Raw genomic sequence first — 14,713 nt, forward strand, 5'->3', positions numbered from 1 at the left:
TGGAAGGGACGCACGGTGCGCCATTCGCAGAAATATCCCTCGTTACGCTCCGTGTGACTTAATCCTTCCCCCGGAGGGGGAAGGTGCCCCGCAGGGGCGGAAGGGGGATGCTCGAGCGGATTCGTTGTTCATCGACGACATCGAGTCCGTCGCAACATCCCCCTTCCGGCGCTTCGCGCCACCTTCCCCCTCCGGGGGAAGATTAAAATCACAAACTCTCGGGATGGCAGTCACGACCCACCCTCAGCCGGCCGGCAACGCCGCCACCGCGGACACCGCGCGGATGGTCAGCACCACACCCATGCCGACGATCAGCAGGCTGGTGGCGATCTGCAGGCGGATCATCCAGATGCTGGCGAGCCAGTCCAGCACCCGTTCGCCGACCTTGGCGGCGACGATGCCGACCACCACCAGCGTCGCCGCGAAGCCGAGGCTGAACACCACGACGGTCGCCAGGCCGAGCAGGACCTTTCCGCTCGACAGCGCGCCGAGCAGCAGCGCGAGCGCGGCCGGGTCGGGAAGCAGGCCGCCCGCGATGCCCAGCGCCAGCAGCACCAGCAGCTTCGGGCGGTTCTCGCCCACGGCGTCCAGCCGGTGGGCATGGACCTTGCCGAATCCGTGGCTGTGCCAGACCACGGGCCCGCCGTGGCCATGGCCATGCGGGTGGTGGTGAGCCGCATCGCCACCGTGCGCGTGGACATGGCCCGGATCGGCGCCCTCGCCCGCCGCGCCGGCTTCGCCCATGGCAAGCGCCACGAGATCGCGCTGCGACCACAGCATCCACAGGCCGAGCACGATCACCAGGATGCCGACCGCGACCGCCAGGAAGGCTTCGATGCGCTGTGGCCGCAGCCAGGTCGAGCCGAGCGAGGCAAGCACGCCGACCAGCACGATGCCGCTGGTGTGGGACAGCGTGACGAAAATGCCGAGGATCACGGCGTCGATCGGCTTGCCGCGCGCGCCCACGATGTAGGCGGCCGCGATTGTCTTGCCGTGCCCCGGCGTCGCCGCGTGCGCGGCGCCCGCCCAGAAGCTCGACGCGACGAAGAACAGGAGCTCCTGCATTCAGGCAACCCTCGGTTGGCCGGCCAAGGCCGCCGCCAAGCGTGGATTAGTAGCATGCCGGCTGAGAACTGCTCCCCGGAATGTTTTTGTTGACGTGCTGCGCCTCGGACGGCTCAATCGACACGTTCTGATTTTCTGTCCTTCATTTTCAATCCTGTGAAAGTTGGGGTGGCCTGCAGGTGGAGCGCGTGCCGATCGCGCAAGACTAAGCGCGATGCAGATGCAGCCGCTGCAAGGATTGCCCACCGCGGTTCAGCTCGGCACGAAAGACGAAATCGATAGCCGTCCTCGCGAGCAGGCTCGATGCTGCGGCCTTGATCGGGCTGCCTTGCCGATCGCGAGGACACTGAGCTCTCCGGATGCCGACGGGAGGCACGCGCCGGGGAAAGGGTGCGTTGGGGGCGTATAGTCAGCGGAGCGCAAGCATGGCACGGCGTTGGAAATCGACAACTGCGAGCCCGGCGCAGGACCGCCCCGCCATCGGCAGGGCGATCGCATATGAGCCTCCTGTCATCCCGAGCGCAGCGAGGGATCTCCTGCGGCAAGGCGCACGGTGCGCTGTTCGCGGGAGATCCCTCGCTGCGCTCGGGATGACAGAAAGGGCGGCAGCGCCGCGTCATGCCCGGTGCGATCGCCCTGCCGCGAGCGCCGCGACGCAATACCCCCATCCCCCTCGCCGTCAACTGCTCGCGGCGACGGCATTGGCAGCGCTGGTCGGCTGGGGCGTGCTTGCCTTCGCGACGCCGGCGGATGCGCAACTGCCGGCCGGCGGCACGGTGGTGGGCGGCAGCGCCACGATCACCACCGGCGCCAGCCAGGTCACGGTCAACCAGAGCAGCAACCGCGGCGTGATCGACTGGCGCAGCTTCTCGATCGGTCCCGGCGCGCGCGTCGACTTCCGCCAGCCGGGCGCCGGCGCCGTGACGCTGAACCGGGTGACGGGGCCCGACCCGTCGGTGATCGCCGGCCAGCTGACGGCCAACGGACAGATCGTGCTGGTGAACGGCGCCGGGGTGCTGTTCGCCAACGGCGCGCAGGTGAATGTCGGCGCGCTGGTGGCCTCGACGGCGACCATCAGCAACCCGCAAGCGTTCATGGCGGACGGCAGGATCGCCTTCGACGTGCCGTCGCCCATTGCCGGCGCCGGCGTCGTCAATGCGGGCACGATCACGGTGCGCGACGGCGGCCTGGTCGGGCTGGTCGGCAGCATGGCGGCCAACCACGGCGTGATCAACGCGCGCCTCGGGCGTGTCACCATCGGCGGCGCCGAGACGTTCACCGTCGACCTGGCGGGCGACGGGCTGATCAACTTCCAGATCGGCCAGCCGGTATCGCGCCAGCCCGTCGACCGGCAGGGCAGGAAGATGCCGCTGGCGTCGAACACCGGCACCATCAACGCCGACGGCGGCGTGGTGACGATGACGGCACGCGCCGCCGGCGGCGTGGTCGACAGTGTCGTGAACGTCGGCGGCGCGATCCGCGCCCGGGCGGTGAGCCAGGAAGGCGGCGTGCTGGTGCTGGACGGCGGCGACGGCGGCACGGTCGACGTCACCGGCAAGCTCGATGTATCCGGCAAGGATGCGGGCCAGCGCGGTGGCCAGGTCATCGCAACGGCGAAAGGCGGCAAGGTCAACGTCGGATCGAGCGCCGTGATCGACGCCTCGGGCGCGTCCGGCGGCGGCAAGGTGAATATCGGCGGCAGCTACCAGGGCCAGGGGCCGGTCGCGAACGCGCGTGATGCGACGGTGGCGGCAGGCGCGACAATCAACGCCGACGCGACGCGCCAGGGCGACGGCGGCGCGGTGATCGTGTGGTCGGACAACACCACGGTGCTCGGCGGGACGATCAGCGCGCGCGGCGGACCGCGGGGCGGCAATGGCGGGTTCGTCGAGACGTCGGGCAAGAACACGCTGGCGGTGCTCAATGAAGCCTCGGTGAATGCCGGCGCCGTGGCCGGCCGCGCCGGGAGCTGGCTTCTCGACCCGACGAACATGACGATCGGCACCACGGAAGCGGCATCGATCGTCAGCTCGCTTGCGGGCGGCACCAGTGTCACCGTGACGACGTCGGCCACGGGTGGGGAACCCGGAAACATCACGGTCGCCGCGCCGATCGTGGCGTCGACCGGCACGACCGGCGTCACGCTGACGCTGCAAGCCCACGGCAGCATCAACGTGAACGAGGCGATCCAGCTCACGGGCCCCTCCGTCAGCGTCGTGCTCGACGCGGCAACGCTCTCCTCGGCCACTCCGGTCAGGTCGATCTTCCTGAATGCGCTTGTCGAGGCGGACTTCCTGCGCCTCATGGCGGCGGGAGACATCATCCAGACCGGCGGCAGTGTCCGGACGTCCGCGGCGGAACCGCTGCGCGCCGACGCCGGCGGCACGGTGCAGCTCACCAGCCCGACCAACGATGTGGGCTTCATCTTCGGCTCGGCCGGCACGAATTTCCGCTACGTCGACGCCAACCAGGTGGTCCTCGGCGGCGACAGCGACGGCGTCGCACAGGATCTCTTCATCGGTGCCGGCGCGTATCTCGACATCGCGGCCGACATCATCGACCTGTTCCCGGGGTCCGTGATCGGCGCGGTCTTCGGCACAGGCGGGCCGCCGGCCAACCCGACCGGCGTGACCGTGCTGCGGCCGACGACACCGGGCACGGCGATGGTGATCGGCGGTCCCGGCGCAGCCGGCCTTTCGCAAGCCGCCCTGGCCGACGGCATCGTCACCGGCACGTTGCGCATCGGCTCGGTCGGGCGCGCCGCGGGCACCGTGCTGGGCGGCGCCGCGACCGGTGCGGAAAGCGCCGCCGGAACCATCACCGTCCAGGGCCTGGACCTCAGGATTTCGGCGGTTCAGACCCTGGTGCTCGAATCGGGCGCCGCCGGCACGGCGATCACCCAGTCGGCGACGGAACCGCTGCTGGTGAACGCCCTGGCCACCGCCACGCGGGCCGATGCCGCAATCGTGCTGCGCGGCGGCGCGCTGAACAACGAGATCGGCACGGTCGCCCATGTCCTGCGTGTCGGCGACGCCGACGTGAGCGCCGCCACGGGCCTCTACTCCCTGGACGTCCGGTTCGGCCTGACAGTCGGCTCGCTCGGCTCGGCGACGTCGCCGCTGGTGGGATTGCGCAGCAGCGGCACCACGGCGGGCCTGCCGGTGAACGCCGCCATCGTGGCCGGCGCGGTCGACATCAACACAGGTCCCGGCGGCCTGCTGATCAACAATGCCATCGCCGCCAGGGGCGGCAACGTGACCCTGACGGCGTTTCCGGGGACCATCGGCAGCAGCGCGGACGGTGCCATCGATGTCGGCGCCGGCACGCTGACCATGACGGCCGGCACCGGCATCGCTCTCACGGCGCCGGTCACCGCCGGCGCCGTCAACTTCACCACCACCGGCGGCGTTGTCATCAGCAATCCAGGCAACGTCATCGGCGCATTGGCCACCGTTGCGAGCTCAGCAACGGGGTCGCCGGTCGCGCACCTGTTTGTCGACAGCGCCGTGCCCATGACCGTCGAGTCCGGCGGCCTCACCGTGTCGGGCTTCACGACTCTCGTCTCCGCCGGACAGCTCACCGTGAACGGCAGCATCGCCGGCCAGAACTTCGTGAACCTGCGCGGCAACGGCATCGTCCAGACGGCCGGCACCATCTCGGCAACCAGTGTCTTTCTGACGGCCGGTGCCGACACGTCCATCATCCAGGTGGGCGGCAACATCACCAGCTCGGTCGGGGACCTGAGCGCGACCGCCGGCGGTGCCGTGCAGCTCACCAGCGCCACGAACAAGGTGGCGACTGTTGTCGGATCGGCGGGCACGGATTTCCGTTATGTCGATGCCGACACCGTTGTGCTGGGTTCCGGTGCACAGGGCATCACCATCGGTGCCGGCCGATACCTCGATATCGCGGCCGACGGCATCGGTATCAGTCCCGGGGTGCTGATCGGTGCGATGGTGGCCGGCCAATCGCGCGTCGACAATCCGACCGGCGTGACCGTGCTGCGCCCGGTCACGGCCGGCACGCCCGTCGTGATCGGCGGCACCGGCGGCACGGGCCTCACGCAGGCGGCGCTGAGCGCCGGCATCCGCACCGGCACCTTGCGCATCGGCTCGATCGGCCGCACCGCGGGCACGGTGCTGGGCGGCGCCACGATCACCGGTGAAAGCGCCGCGGGCGCGATCACGGCGCAGGGCCTCGACTTCAACGGCAGCGGCGCGGCGGTCCGGACCCTGGTGCTCGAATCAGCCGCCGACGGCACCGCCATCGGCCAGACGGCGCCGATCGCCGTGACCGCGCTGGCCACGTCCGTGACCGGCAGCGGCGCCGTCGAGCTGACCCAGGACAACTCGGTGGGCGCGCTGGCCCATGTCGCACGCATCGGCGACACGACGCTGGGGGCCCAGAGCGGCACCTATCGCTACGTCGACGGCTCGTCGATCCCCATCGTCACGGTGGCCGGATCGGGCACGCCCCTGATCGGCCAGCGCGACAGCGGCGCGGCGCCGGGAGCGCCGGCCAGCAGCGCGATCCTGACCTCGGGTGACGTCACCCTGGTATCGCGCAGCGGCAGCATCGAGCTCATCAACGGGCTGGCCGCCATCGGCGCCACGGTGCGGCTGAGCGCGGCCGATCAGATCTTCCAGAGCGCGGCGGGCGGCGTGGTGGCCAGCGGCCTGCTGGCCGTGGCCGGCGGCGCGGTCGATCTGTCGACGGCAGCCGGCCTCAACGATGTGCGATCCCTGTCGGGATCGGCCGCGGGTTCCTTCGAGGGGCTGGGCGACTTCCGGCTGATCAACGCGGCCAGCGTCACGGTGCCTGCAGCCGGCGTGGCGGGCGACAGCCTGGTGCCGACGGTGGCCGGCGTCCATGCCGACGCGGGCGCGACCTTGGAGCTGGCGATCGGCACCGGCGATATCGTGGCCAGCAACACGGCGCTCGCGGCGCCGGACGGCCTGGTGCTGCTGCGCCGCGTCGCCGGCGCCACCGGCAGCGAGATCATCCTCGACAACGTGTCCTTCGACACCGGTTCCGGGGCGCCGAACCTGGTGGTGCTGGACCTGACCGGCAGCGCCGACCTGCTGTCGGGCAATTTCGCGGCCTTGAAGGGCAGCACCACGCCGACCGGCGGCGTATCGCCGATCGCGGCCGGCCCGAACCCGGATGGCGGCATCCTGCTGACCAACGTCCATGCCGGCGACACGACGATGTACCTGGTGGGTGGTCCGGGCTCGACCATCGCCGGCAGCGGCACGTTCGGGCTGCTGGGCGTGTATGTCCCGCACGCCAACCCGATCACGCTGACGGGCAGCGTGCGCACGGTGGATCCGGCGACGCCGCATTCGGTCTCGGCGCCGTTCAGCGAGCCGTTCGACGCCACGACGTTCGCGGGCTTCCATGTGCGGCGCATCGGCGCGCCGGTGGACGTGCAGACGTTCAACCAGTGCCCGATCGGCAGCGGCATCTGTGCGGCACCACCGCAGCCGCCCGAACGCGAGACCGAGGTCCCGCCGACGGTGCAGCGTCCGCCGGACGGCCCCGGCCGCCAGATCGGCGCGGCCGACTCGGCGCTGGTGATCGACTTCGCCACCAACCTCAGCCCGCCGACGCCGCTGGGGCTGTCAAGCGTGATCCTGGTGAACCAGGGCAACGAATACTTCTTCAACGCCGATGAGGAGCAGCGCCAGCGGCACGCCGCGCGGGGCGGCAAGTGAGCCAGCCGCCCGCGCCGGCGCGCCCGCGACCCATCGTCGCTTGCCGCAGCACGTGAGGCACGCGAAAGCCATGGCACCGAGTCCCCGTCTTCGTTACTGTCGGCCGATCGATACGAACTCTCGCGCCGGAACCCGGACATGTCCGAGGAAGGCATTGTCTTTGGCCAGTGGCGGCTGCTGCCGCGAACCAGGACCCTGACGGTCGGCGGCGACCGGATCGTGATCGGCAGCCGTGCCGTCGAGATCCTGCTCGCCCTGATCGAGGCCGGCGGCAGCATCGTCGACAGGGACACGCTGATCGCCCGCGCCTGGCCCGGCCGAACCGTCGAAGAAACCAACCTCACCGTGCAGATCTCGGGACTGCGCAAGGCATTTGGCGCCGAGGGCGCCGCGATCATCGTCACCGAGACCGGCCGCGGCTATCGCTTCGGCGGCTCGCTCAGGCCGGCGACGGCCAAGGCACCATTGATGGTGGCCGAGACGCAAGCAGACCGTCAGCGACACGGTCCGTCGCTGGCGGTGCTGCCGTTCGCCGACCTTGGCACGGAAGCCGGCAACGCGCCCATGGCGGACGGCATTGTCGAGAACCTGATCACCTGCCTGTCGCGGATATGCTGGTTCTATGTCCTGCCGCGCAACTCCGCGTTCAGCTTCAGGGGGCGCCATGTCCCGCACGTGGCCGTGGGCCGCGAGCTCGGCGTGGGCTACGTCGTGACCGGCACGGTGCAGCATGTCGGGGCGCGCATGCGGGTCCACGTCAACCTGGTCGAGACGACCGGCGGCGTGCAGGAATGGAGCGACCGGTTCGATCACACCACGGACGACGTGTTCGCCCTTCAGGACCAGATCGTCGCCGGCATCGTGACGGGGCTCGAGCCGGGACTGCAGCGCGCCGAGATAGAGCGTCTGCAGCGGCGACCGACGGAGTCGCCGAGCGCCTATGCCGCCTACCGGCGTGCGATCGCCTGCATGGCGCCGTTCACGCGCGACAATTGCGCCAAGGCGCTTGCCCTGCTCGAGCAGGCGCGGGCGATGGACCCCGACTATGCGCTGGCGCTGGTCGGGGCAGCGCGATGCCATCTGTGGCGCGTATCACAACGCTTCGTCGAGGATCCGCTTGCCGAAGCGGCCGAGGCGATCCGCCTGCTGGAGGCGGCGCTGGCGGTGGCACGCGACGACCCGCACGTGCTGGCCCAGGTCGGCTTCATCTTCGGCTACCTGGGGCACCGGCGCGATGTCGCCATGGCGTTGGTCAACCGTGCCGTGGACCTCTATCCGAACGCATCGTGCACGCGCGCGACGGCCGGGTGGGTCCACATCTACCAGGACGATCCGCAGACAGCGATGGCGCATTTCGAGGAGGCGCTGCGCGTCGATCCGGTCGACCCGGAAGCCGGCGGCTGGATCGCGGGCTTGTCCGCCGCGCAGCTCATGCTGGGCCACCACGACGCCGCCGTGCGCTGGGGCGAGCGCGCCATCGCGGCCAGCCCGGAGATCCTGACGGCGCATCTCGCCCATGCCGCCGCGCTGGGCATCGCCGGCCGGCCAGCCGAGGCCGCCGTCGCGGACCTGCTCGGGCTCGACCCGCGGTTCAACCTTGCCGACTACAGCAGCCTGCGCAGCCGATGGTCGCACGGCCGCTGGTTCCCCCAGCTCATCGACGGCCTGCGCCGCGCCGGTGTTCCGGCGCAGCCGGCCGCGGAAAAGCCGACAGCGCTCAAGCTCGTGCACCGCGGCTGAAGCGCACGGCAGGCGGCGCGGCCGCTTCAGGACGGTCACGCGTCGCCGCGACGCGGCGTTGCTGCACCCGCCCGTCGAGGATCCCAGGCTGCACAGCCTCATGCCGCACGCATGAGCCGCAGGCGTCCCCTGTGGTTTGCAACACGCCCCCTCCGTGCTACACGCGCGCCGCCATGTTGCATATCAACGATCTCGTCTATCGCGTCGCCGGCCGCACGCTGTTCGACCGCGCCACGGTGGCCGTGGCCGACGGCCATCGCGTCGGCCTGGTCGGGCGCAACGGCACCGGCAAGTCGACCCTGCTGCGCCTGATCCGCGGCGAGACCGCCATCGACGGCGGCGCGATCTCGGTGGGCGCCAGCACGCGGGTCGGCGAAGTGTCGCAGGACGCGCCGGGCGGGGCGCGCAGCGTGCTCGACACCGTGCTGGAGGCCGACCGCGAGCGCACGGCGCTGCTGGCCGAGGCCGAGACGGCCACCGACCCGCACCGCGTGGCCGAGATCCACACAAGGCTGGCCGATATCGGCGCCCATGCCGCGCCGGCCCGCGCCGCCACCATCCTCAACGGCCTGGGCTTCGACCACGAGGCGCAGGGCCGGGCATGCGACACCTTCTCCGGCGGCTGGCGCATGCGCGTCGCATTGGCGCAGGCGCTGTTCGCCGAGCCCGACCTGCTGCTGCTGGACGAGCCCAGCAACCACCTCGACATCGAGGCACGGCTGTGGCTGGCCGACTACCTGCGCACCTACCGCTACACCCTGCTGCTGGTAAGCCATGACCGCGAGCTGCTGAACGCGGTGTGCAACCAGATCATCCATATCGACCAGGGCAAGCTGGTCGCCTATGCCGGCAACTACGACCGCTTCGAGCGCACGCGCCGCGAGCGCGCCGAGCGCCAGGCGGCGCTGCAGACCCGCCAGATGGCCGAGCGCAAGCGCATCCAGGCCTTCGTCGACCGCTTCCGCGCCAAGGCCAGCAAGGCGCGCCAGGCGCAGTCGCGCATCAAGCTGCTGGAGAAGATGGAGCCGATCGTGCCGGTCGCCGAGGAGGTGCCGGTCGAGTTCGCCTTCCCCAGCCCCGACCAGCTGCCGCCGCCGCTGATCACCATGGACCGCGCCGCCGTCGGCTATGCCGAGGGCACGCCGGTGCTGCAGAAGCTCGACCTGCGCGTCGACATGGACGACCGCATCGCGCTGTTGGGCCAGAACGGCAACGGCAAGTCGACCTTCATCCGGCTGGTGGCCGACCGGCTCAAGCCGATGGCCGGCACGGTGCGCAAGTCGGGCAAGATGCGGGTCGGCTATTTCTCGCAGCAGCAGGAGGAGGAGCTCGATCTCGACGGCACGCCGTTCGAGCACATGCGCCGCCTGATGCCGGATGCGACGCCCACCCAGGTGCGCTCCCAGCTCGGGCGCTTCATGTTCTCCGGCCCCAGGGCCGACCAGACCGTGCGCTCGCTCTCGGGCGGCGAGAAGACGCGCCTGCTGTTCGCGCTGATGACGCGCGATGCGCCGCACGTGCTGCTGCTCGACGAGCCCACCAACCATCTCGACATGGATTCGCGCACCGCGCTCGTCGAGGCGCTCAACGAGTATGAAGGCGCCGTGATCCTGGTCAGCCACGACGCCCATCTCGTGCGCCTGGTGGCCGACCGGCTGTGGCTGGTCGCCGGCGGCACCTGCACCCAGTTCGAGGGCGACCTCGACGACTACGAGCGGCAGCTGCTGGCCGAGCGCGGCGCCGCCCGCAACGGCAACGGCGCGGCAGCCGCCAGCGGGCTCACGCCCGAGCAGCGCAAGGAGCAGCGCCGCCAGGCCGCCGACCTGCGCCAGAAGCTGGCGCCGCTGCGCAAGGCGGTGGAGCGCGCCGAGAAGGACCTCGCCGCGCTCACCGCCAAGCGCGCCACGCTGGAAGCGCGGCTGAACGATCCGGCGCTGTACGACGGCAGCCAGGACGCGGTCGCGGCGCTGCAGATCGAGCTGGGCGAGATCACGCGCCGCATCGCGGCGGCGGAAGAGGCCTGGCTCGAGGGCCAGCAGGCGCTGGAGGAAGCGCAGGACGCCGACGCTGCGTGAGCTTCAAGCACCGGCACAAGTCGAGAGCCCGGGCATCCCGGCGGGTGGCTCAAGCGAGGTCGGGACGCCTACCCTTTCTGTGCAGCAATCGTGAGTCGCTCGTCTGCACTGAGTGACCAAACCCAGGCATGCGTGTCCCGCAGCACGCTCTTCAAACGCTGCTCTCCCAGAGCTTCCGCTCGTCTTCAGGCAATGGCTCGAAGAAGTCAGGTCCCGGTCCAGTCAGGCTTTCCTTCAACAGCCCGACCTTGAATGCCCTCTGACGAATTGGAACGAGCTTGGCAACGGGCTTGTCACCCTTCGCAATGACCACCTCCTCGCCAGCAAGCGCCGCCTCGATCAGCTTCGAAAGATTCGCTTTCGCTGCATGAATGGTGACCTGCATGCACCCCACCCTTAACTTCGGCTGAGAGGGATCATCATCTTGTCTTTTCAACCTGACGCCCATGGATTTTGCGCCGAAGGTCGCGCTGGTCAAAAAGAGACTGGCAGACGCGCGCCGGCTTCCCGGGCCGCGTCATGCGGGCCATCGGCACGTTGACGATCAGCCGCTTGCGGCAGTCGTCGGTCACGGCATCGAGGATCGTGCTTTTCCGGCGACGGGAGCGCGATGGCGCTTGCCGGCGGGCTGGTGCGCAACGGCGCTGCGCCTGCAGCGCCGTTCGCTCTCGCGCGCGGTCTGCTGCGCTCGTCTACCGGGCGGCGAGGCAGTCGCGCATGAAGCTGGATTTCGCCTCGCCGCTGAGCGTCTTGGCGCGGTTCTCGCACGCCTGGCGGGCGGTGTCCGAGACCGGCATGTGCGGCGTCTCGCCGGCCCGGCATTTCTTCAGGAAGGCGCTCAGGTCCTCGCCCGACAGGGACTGTCGGCGCGCCTCGTCATCGCAGTTCATGGTCGCGACCGGCTGCTGGCCGGCCCAGCAGCGCGTCAGGAAATCGGCCAGCGGCTGGCCGCGCAGATGCTGCTTCTGCGCCTCCTCGCCGCACACCCGCGTCATGTCGGAACGCATGGGTTGAGCCTGAACGGCGGTGCCTGCAGCGACACCCGCCAGCACGACGGCAGCAGCAAACAACAGTCGCATGAGATCCTCCCTCCCTCGTCAAACTCCGCGATGTGCTCTTGCGCGCATCGACGCAACCCCGACTTTGCTCCAGTGAAGCAGGGTCGTCGATATCCATCAAGATGGAATCGCGTTCCGCCGACGGCTCCACCACGATGACGGGCACGATCTAGCGCCGGGCCTTGGACGTGTTGAGGCTCACGGCGGCACGGATCAAGGCCTTCAACGCCGTCTCGTCGATCTTGTCGCCCTCGCGGAAGTCGATGGCGCGCCTCGTGCTGCCCTCGAGGCTGGCATTGAAGAGGCCCGACGGATCCGCCAGCGCCGCGCCCTTGGCGAAGGTCATCTTCACGACGCTCTTGTAGGTCTCGCCCGTGCAGATGATGCCATCGTGCGACCATACCGGGACTCCGCGCCACTTCCACTCCTCGACGACCTCGGGATCGGCCTGCCTGATCAGGGCGCGCAGCCGGCCCAGCATCGCGCCACGCCAGTCGCCCAGCGCCTCGATCCTCGCGTCGATCAGCTGCGACGGCGACTCGCCTGCCTTCGACCCGCTCGCTTTCATGCCTGCGCCTCCTCGCGCCGGTATCCGCCCGGCATGGTATCGCCTCCCCGCTGCCCGGGGCACCCCGCATTCTCACGGCCGGCGCCCGCCGCGCTTGAGGCATGCCACCTTCCGTTCGCTGCGCTCGAACCAGCCCTCGATGGCCGGCCGCGATGCGGCGGTCGCCACGCCCATCAGCGACAGCGCGAAGCCGTACTGGATCTGGGCCTCCATCTCGTCGAGGGCGATGTCGCCCAGCACCCAGTCGAGCAGCACCGAGGCAAAGACATGCGCCAGATGCAGCGTCAGCGGCGCCGCCTGCACATCAGGCCGGATGCAGCCGGCGGCGACGGCAGCGCCCACCAGGTTCAGCCAGAAGGCCCGCCGCGGGCCCGAGAACATCGCCCTGAACTCGCGGCCGCCGGTGTTGTAGACCGCCAGCAGGACGGCGCGATAGAAATCGGGCTCGGCGGCATAGACCTGCTTGGCCAGCGTGACCGTGCGGAACAGCACCTCCAGCGCATCGGGACGGCGCAGGCGCGCGACGCGCTGCTGGAAGGCGGCGACATCCTCGTCGAGGACGGCGAGCATCACGTCCCGCTTGGAGCCGAAGAGGTTGTAGGGCGTCGCGATGCCGACGCCGGCCCGCTCGGCCAGCAGCTTCATGGAGAGATTGCCGATGCCGCCCTCGCGCACCAGCCCCCGGGCCGCCGCGACGATCCGCGCCCGCCGCTGTGCCTTCGCCCGCTCCCGCTGGCTCATGCGCCGATGTTCCGTCCCACCGCCATCGTCGTCACCATATCCCAACGCTCTATTTGAAACGCGTTTCAATTTTATCTACGCTGGCCCATCGTCAGGGAGGGCGCAATGGAAACCTCTGCCGCAGACCGCAGCGACACCGGCCGGCCGGCACCGACGCGGGACCCGGCGCGGGCGGCCAGGGACATCGCGACGTTCGGGTTCTGCATCGTGCCCGGCGTGCTGGCCGCCGACCGGCTGGCGCGGGTCCGCGATGCGCTCTACCGCGCCGCCGACGAGGACCGCAGCCGCGGCCGCGAGCAGAAGTTCCGGCTCGACCATGCGCATGACGACACCAACCAGCGCGTCTGGAACCTGCTCAGCCGCGATCCGGTGTTCGGCGACCTGGCCGAGCATCCGCTGGCGCTCGAGCTGGTGCGCTCGGTGGTCGGCTGGCCCGCCCTGCTGGGCAACATCTCGGCCAACATCACCGGCCCCGGCGGCGGCGAGATGGTGCTGCATGCCGACCAGACCTTCGTGCCCGAGCCATGGCCGGCCGAGCCGCAGGGCGTCAACGTCGCCTGGTGCATCGACGACTTCACCGACGAGAACGGCGCCACCCGCATCGTCCCCGGCAGCCATCGCCAGCACCGCAAGCCGGCGGCCGAGGACGCCGCGGCAGCCACCGTCGCGCTAGAGGCGCCGGCCGGCTCGTTCATCGTCATGGAGAGCCGTGTCTGGCACAAGACGGGCTTCAACCGCACGCCGGACCGGCGGCGCGCCGGCATCTTCGCCTGGTACACGCGGCCGATCTACCGCCAGCAGGAGAACTGGTTCCTGTCGCTCAACCCATCGGTCCGCCAGTTCGCCTCCGACACCATGCTGGTGCTGCTCGGCTATCGCGCCGAGGGGCTCGGCCTGGTCAACGGCAAGTCGCCGGCCTGACGCATCGCCCGGAGGCACACGCGCATGGACATCGACGCCAAGAAGCAGCTTCTCCTCGAGCACGGATGCTGCATCGTGCCCGGCGTGCTCAGCCCTGACGAGCTGCAAGCGGCGCGCGCCCGGCTGTGGCAGGCGGCCGAAGAGAGCGAGCGGCGCGGCATCGCCACGCGCCGCATCGGCATCGACCCCAACGAGCACAACGTGCGTGTCTTCCACCTGCTGGAGCGCGACGCCCTGTTCCGCGACCTCATCCAGCACAAGCTGGCCATCGACTTCGTGACCACGCTGCTGGGGCCGGATTTCCTGATCTCCAACTTCACCGCCAACATCGCCCTGCCCGGCAGCCGCTCCATGAAGCTGCATTCCGACCAGGGCATCGTGGTGCCGGAGCCGTGGTTCCATCCCTGGAGCATCAACGTGATCTGGTGCCTGGACGATATCGACGAGGAGAACGGCGCCACGCGCTACATCCCCGGCAGCCACAAGCTGCGCTGGACATCGGAGCTGCCGCCGGACGCGGAGGCCCGCACGGTGCCGTTCACGGCGCCGGCCGGTGCGATCGTCGTAATGGACGGACGCGTCTGGCACACGTCGGGCGCCAATGTGTCGGCGTCGCGCGAGCGTGCGCTGCTGTTCGGCTATTATTCGCGCGCCTTCATCCGGCCGCAGCAGAACTGGAACGCCGCCCTGAGCGCCGCCACCGTGGCCGCGCTGTCGCCACAGATGCAGGCATGGCTGGGGCTGGAGGCGCGGGCCAACGTGAAGCTGGCCCAGGGGCTGCGCGTCCTGGACGACGCTGCTCCTGGCGGCTAGGGCACATCTCGCTCCGGC

At 70.1% G+C, this 14,713-nt stretch carries 11 protein-coding genes; 5 read left to right on the plus strand and 6 right to left on the minus strand.

Going from position 1 to position 14,713, the window contains the following annotated elements; all coding sequences use genetic code 11:
* Positions 1 to 243: 243 nt before the first annotated feature.
* Positions 244 to 1,065, minus strand: coding sequence for a HoxN/HupN/NixA family nickel/cobalt transporter (locus tag FHP25_RS00600; RefSeq protein WP_147844935.1), 822 nt, complete (start codon positions 1,063 to 1,065; stop codon positions 244 to 246).
* Positions 1,066 to 1,766: 701 nt separating this feature from the next.
* Here FHP25_RS00600 and FHP25_RS00605 point away from each other — a divergent pair.
* From FHP25_RS00605 to FHP25_RS00615, 3 genes are all read left to right on the plus strand, one after another.
* Positions 1,767 to 6,779, plus strand: coding sequence for a beta strand repeat-containing protein (locus tag FHP25_RS00605; protein ID WP_178133187.1), 5,013 nt, complete (start codon positions 1,767 to 1,769; stop codon positions 6,777 to 6,779).
* Between the two features lie 138 nt (positions 6,780 to 6,917).
* Positions 6,918 to 8,519 (plus strand): winged helix-turn-helix domain-containing protein, encoded by a 1,602-nt coding sequence (locus FHP25_RS00610; RefSeq protein WP_147844937.1) that lies wholly within the window; start codon positions 6,918 to 6,920, stop codon positions 8,517 to 8,519.
* 173 nt (positions 8,520 to 8,692) lie between these two features.
* Positions 8,693 to 10,594: an ABC-F family ATP-binding cassette domain-containing protein gene (locus tag FHP25_RS00615; protein ID WP_147844938.1), complete on the plus strand. Its 1,902-nt coding sequence runs from the start codon at positions 8,693 to 8,695 to the stop codon at positions 10,592 to 10,594.
* 151 nt (positions 10,595 to 10,745) lie between these two features.
* Here the strand turns inward: FHP25_RS00615 and FHP25_RS00620 are convergent, their stop codons facing one another.
* The 5 genes from FHP25_RS00620 to FHP25_RS00635 all read right to left on the minus strand — a co-directional run bounded on the left by FHP25_RS00620 (position 10,746) and on the right by FHP25_RS00635 (position 12,961).
* Entirely contained in the window at positions 10,746 to 10,979 is a 234-nt protein-coding gene (locus FHP25_RS00620) for a type II toxin-antitoxin system Phd/YefM family antitoxin (RefSeq protein WP_147844939.1), read from the minus strand.
* A 34-nt stretch (positions 10,980 to 11,013) separates the two neighbouring features.
* Positions 11,014 to 11,166, minus strand: coding sequence for a hypothetical protein (locus tag FHP25_RS40585; RefSeq protein ID WP_178133188.1), 153 nt, complete (start codon positions 11,164 to 11,166; stop codon positions 11,014 to 11,016).
* Between the two features lie 120 nt (positions 11,167 to 11,286).
* Positions 11,287 to 11,673 (minus strand): hypothetical protein, encoded by a 387-nt coding sequence (locus FHP25_RS00625; RefSeq protein ID WP_147844940.1) that lies wholly within the window; start codon positions 11,671 to 11,673, stop codon positions 11,287 to 11,289.
* A 148-nt stretch (positions 11,674 to 11,821) separates the two neighbouring features.
* Positions 11,822 to 12,220, minus strand: coding sequence for a DUF1801 domain-containing protein (locus FHP25_RS00630; RefSeq protein ID WP_147844941.1), 399 nt, complete (start codon positions 12,218 to 12,220; stop codon positions 11,822 to 11,824).
* Positions 12,221 to 12,292: 72 nt separating this feature from the next.
* On the minus strand, positions 12,293 to 12,961 hold the full coding sequence (locus tag FHP25_RS00635) for a TetR/AcrR family transcriptional regulator (RefSeq protein WP_147844942.1): 669 nt from the start codon (positions 12,959 to 12,961) through the stop codon (positions 12,293 to 12,295).
* Positions 12,962 to 13,066: 105 nt separating this feature from the next.
* On the opposite strand from FHP25_RS00635, the gene FHP25_RS00640 reads away from it, so the two are divergent.
* Both FHP25_RS00640 and FHP25_RS00645 read left to right on the plus strand, forming a co-directional pair.
* Positions 13,067 to 13,882, plus strand: a complete 816-nt coding sequence (locus FHP25_RS00640) for a phytanoyl-CoA dioxygenase family protein (RefSeq protein ID WP_147844943.1) — start codon at positions 13,067 to 13,069, stop codon at positions 13,880 to 13,882.
* Positions 13,883 to 13,906: 24 nt separating this feature from the next.
* Positions 13,907 to 14,695 carry a phytanoyl-CoA dioxygenase family protein gene (locus FHP25_RS00645; RefSeq protein WP_147844944.1) on the plus strand — a complete coding sequence of 263 codons (789 nt, stop codon included), beginning with the start codon at positions 13,907 to 13,909 and terminating at the stop codon, positions 14,693 to 14,695.
* Positions 14,696 to 14,713 lie beyond the last annotated feature (18 nt).

Origin of the sequence: Vineibacter terrae, assembly GCF_008039615.1 — a bacterium.
Classification (GTDB): Bacteria; Pseudomonadota; Alphaproteobacteria; order Reyranellales; family Reyranellaceae; genus Vineibacter; species Vineibacter terrae.

Coding starts and splice junctions, on each gene's coding strand:
- FHP25_RS00600 (WP_147844935.1), bottom strand. CDS start 1,065: ATGCAGGAGCTCCTGTTCTTCGTCGCGTCGAGCTTCTGGGCGGGCGCC.
- FHP25_RS00610 (WP_147844937.1), top strand. CDS start 6,918: ATGTCCGAGGAAGGCATTGTCTTTGGCCAGTGGCGGCTGCTGCCGCGA.
- FHP25_RS00615 (WP_147844938.1), top strand. CDS start 8,693: ATGTTGCATATCAACGATCTCGTCTATCGCGTCGCCGGCCGCACGCTG.
- FHP25_RS00620 (WP_147844939.1), bottom strand. CDS start 10,979: ATGCAGGTCACCATTCATGCAGCGAAAGCGAATCTTTCGAAGCTGATC.
- FHP25_RS00625 (WP_147844940.1), bottom strand. CDS start 11,673: ATGCGACTGTTGTTTGCTGCTGCCGTCGTGCTGGCGGGTGTCGCTGCA.
- FHP25_RS00630 (WP_147844941.1), bottom strand. CDS start 12,220: ATGAAAGCGAGCGGGTCGAAGGCAGGCGAGTCGCCGTCGCAGCTGATC.
- FHP25_RS00635 (WP_147844942.1), bottom strand. CDS start 12,961: ATGAGCCAGCGGGAGCGGGCGAAGGCACAGCGGCGGGCGCGGATCGTC.
- FHP25_RS00640 (WP_147844943.1), top strand. CDS start 13,067: ATGGAAACCTCTGCCGCAGACCGCAGCGACACCGGCCGGCCGGCACCG.
- FHP25_RS00645 (WP_147844944.1), top strand. CDS start 13,907: ATGGACATCGACGCCAAGAAGCAGCTTCTCCTCGAGCACGGATGCTGC.